At 74.0% G+C, this 2,717-nt stretch carries 2 protein-coding genes and 1 pseudogene; 2 read left to right on the top strand and 1 reads right to left on the bottom strand.

Annotated features, from left to right (window positions below):
* Both H5J33_RS30260 and H5J33_RS30255 read left to right on the top strand, forming a co-directional pair.
* A pseudogene (locus tag H5J33_RS30260) lies at window positions 1–553 on the top strand (fumarate reductase/succinate dehydrogenase flavoprotein subunit); the annotation flags it as partial.
* Window positions 550–1,323 (top strand): succinate dehydrogenase/fumarate reductase iron-sulfur subunit, encoded by a 774-nt coding sequence (locus H5J33_RS30255; protein WP_181797972.1) that lies wholly within the window; start codon window positions 550–552, stop codon window positions 1,321–1,323. The pseudogene H5J33_RS30260 and the gene H5J33_RS30255, both read left to right, overlap by 4 nt.
* Here the strand turns inward: H5J33_RS30255 and H5J33_RS30250 are convergent.
* Complete coding sequence (locus H5J33_RS30250; RefSeq protein WP_258565500.1) at window positions 1,301–2,524, bottom strand: hypothetical protein; 1,224 nt, start codon at window positions 2,522–2,524, stop codon at window positions 1,301–1,303. The two genes, H5J33_RS30255 and H5J33_RS30250, sit on opposite strands and share 23 nt — an antisense overlap.
* Window positions 2,525–2,717 lie beyond the last annotated feature (193 nt).

The following is a 2,717-nucleotide window of genomic DNA, read 5'->3' as shown; positions in this document are numbered from 1 at the left end:
GGCGGCGGAGGCACTGCGCCCGTTCACCGCCGGGGCCGGGGATTCCGCCGGGGCGGGGGGCGAGGCGGGGGCGCCGGAGAACCCGTACACCCTGCACCAGGAGCTCCAGCAGACCATGAACGACCTGGTCGGCATCATCCGCCGGGAGGAGGAGATGGAGCAGGCCCTGCGCAGGCTGGCCGAGCTGCGGGTACGGGCCCGGCGGGCCGGGGTGGAGGGCCACCGCCAGTTCAACCCCGGCTGGCACCTCGCCCTGGACCTCAGGAACATGCTGCTGGTCAGCGAGTGCGTGGCCCGGGCCGCGCTGGAGCGCACCGAGTCGCGCGGCGGGCACACCCGCGAGGACCACCCGGCGATGGACCGCGCCTGGCGCAACGTGAACCTGCTGTGCTCCCTGGCCGACCCCGCCGGCGGGCTCGCGGCGGCCGACCCCGCGCGGGCGCAGATCCGGCTGACCCGCGAGAGAACCGAACCCATCCGCCCGGACCTGCTCGCCCTCTTCGAGAAGGAGGAGCTGGTCAAGTACCTCGCCGAAGAGGAGCTGTACGAGTGAGCGGCTACGAGGCCCGTTTCAAGGTGTGGCGGGGAGACGCCGGGGGCGGCGGTCTGGAGGACTTCACCGTCGAGGTGAACGAAGGCGAGGTGGTGCTCGACATCGTCCACCGCCTCCAGGCCACCCAGGCGCCCGACCTGGCCGTGCGCTGGAACTGCAAGGCGGGCAAGTGCGGATCCTGCTCGGCGGAGATCAACGGCCGCCCGCGGCTGATGTGCATGACCCGGATGTCGGTCTTCGACCGCGCCGAGACGGTCACGATCACCCCGCTGCGCGCCTTCCCGGTGATCCGCGATCTGGTGACGGACGTCGGCTTCAACTACGAGAAGGCGCGGGAGGTCCCGGCGTTCGTCCCGCCGGCCGGGCTGGGGCCGGGCGAGTACCGCATGTTCCAGGAGGACGTGGACCGCTCGCAGGAGTTCCGCAAGTGCATCGAGTGCTTCCTGTGCCAGGACACCTGCCATGTGGTGCGCGACCACGAGGAGAACAAGCGGGCGTTCGCCGGCCCGCGCTTCCTGATGCGGGTCGCCGAACTCGACATGCACCCGCTGGACTCGGCCGCCGCGGCCGGCCTGGACCGCTCGCGCGCCGCGCAGGACGAACACGGCCTGGGCTACTGCAACATCACCAAGTGCTGCACGGAGGTGTGTCCCGAGGGCATCAGGATCACCGACAACGCCCTGATCCCGCTGAAGGAACGGGCCGTGGACCGCAAGTACGACCCGCTGGTGTGGCTGGGTTCGAAGATCAGGAGGCGGTCGGGGGCGTAGCCGCCCAGCCGTCCCGGTACGCCCGCCAGTCCGCCTCGGTGGCCGCGAAGTCGACGTAGAGGGCGACGCCGAAGCGGGCCCGGCCGGCGTCGGTGCGGCTCAGGCCGAGCCGGACCCCGCGCACGGCGGCCGGGACGGTCTCGGCGTGCGCCCGGTGACCGAACCGGTTCTCGTGGTAGAAGGGCAGGCCCATCAGCAGGTCGGTGCCCTCCGGGGTGACCTCCAGGGCGAGGCTCGTCTGCTGGGCCACATAGCCGCCGTACAGGCTCTGTGCCGGCTGCATGGTGTCGTACGACATGACGGCGATCTGGTCCACCCGGCGGGCCACCTGCCCGAAGTACGCCTGCGACCACCACTTGGGGTGGCCGGTGGCCGTGCCCCAGAAGGAGTGGAAGGCGGGCAGCGGGTCGATCTGGTGGGCCGCGACGGAGAGCACCGCGCCCCGGGCGTGGGTGAGCTCGCGCAGGCCGTCGAGGAGGGCGAGGTAGTTGCGGTCCCCGGAGTGCAGGGGTTCCAGGTCGAAGTGCGCGCCCTGGAATCCGGCGTCCAGGACGGCCCGGGTGGAGGCGAGGATCGCGGTCCGGGTGGCCGCGCGGTCCAGGCGCAGCCCGTCGGGGGTCTCGGTGGCCAGCACGTCGCCGAGCCAGGCCTGCACCCGGACGCCGGGGAGTTCCCGGTGCACGGCCGCGGTGAACCAACCGGCCTTCCCGTACGCCGACGGGGGCAGGGTGCCGTCGTGTTCCAGGGGGCCCGAGTGGACGTAGAGGTCCCGGATGCCGGTGTCGCGCAGCCGCCGGGCGAGGTCCCGCACGTCCCGGTCGGTCTTCCGCCCGTCCACCCAGGCGTGCCCCAGCCAGAGGGCGTCCCGGTGCCGGGTGCGGGTGCCGGGCGCCGGGTCACCGGTGTAGTTGATCCGCAGCGCGGTCTCGGCGGTGAGCGGCGGGAGCACGAGCAGGGCGAGGAGGGCGCCGAGGAGCCCGAGGACGCGGCGCTTGCGGGAGCGGGAGGCGGGCCGGGCCGGTGGGGTGGCGGCCGGGTCGGGGGCGTCCGGGGCCGGGGTGTTCGCTGCGCTGTGGTCCGCGTCCGTTCCGGCCTCCGGGCTCTCGGGGGGCTGCGAGGGGTGCGCGGGGCTCCGCCCGGCCGGGTGCCCGTCCGGGCGGCCGTCGTCGCCCCGGGCCTCGTCCGTCCGCCGCTCGTCCATTGCGCCCCCTCGTGTGGCCGGTGCCCCGCCCGCATCCGCCCCGCTCGCGGGGCCGTCCACCCGCCCCTACGCTCCGAAAGGTGACGTCCTTCCCGATCCGGGGCCGGCCCCGGCGTGCCACCGCGCACATACGGGTGCGGGTGGCGCACGCCCTGCTGGGCGTCCTGACGGGGACCGTGTGGCTGGTGTTGCC

Origin of the sequence: Streptomyces sp. WELS2 (assembly GCF_013870595.1) — a bacterium.
GTDB lineage: Bacteria > Actinomycetota > Actinomycetes > Streptomycetales > Streptomycetaceae > Streptomyces.
This window is presented reverse-complemented; position numbering and strand designations above follow the sequence as displayed.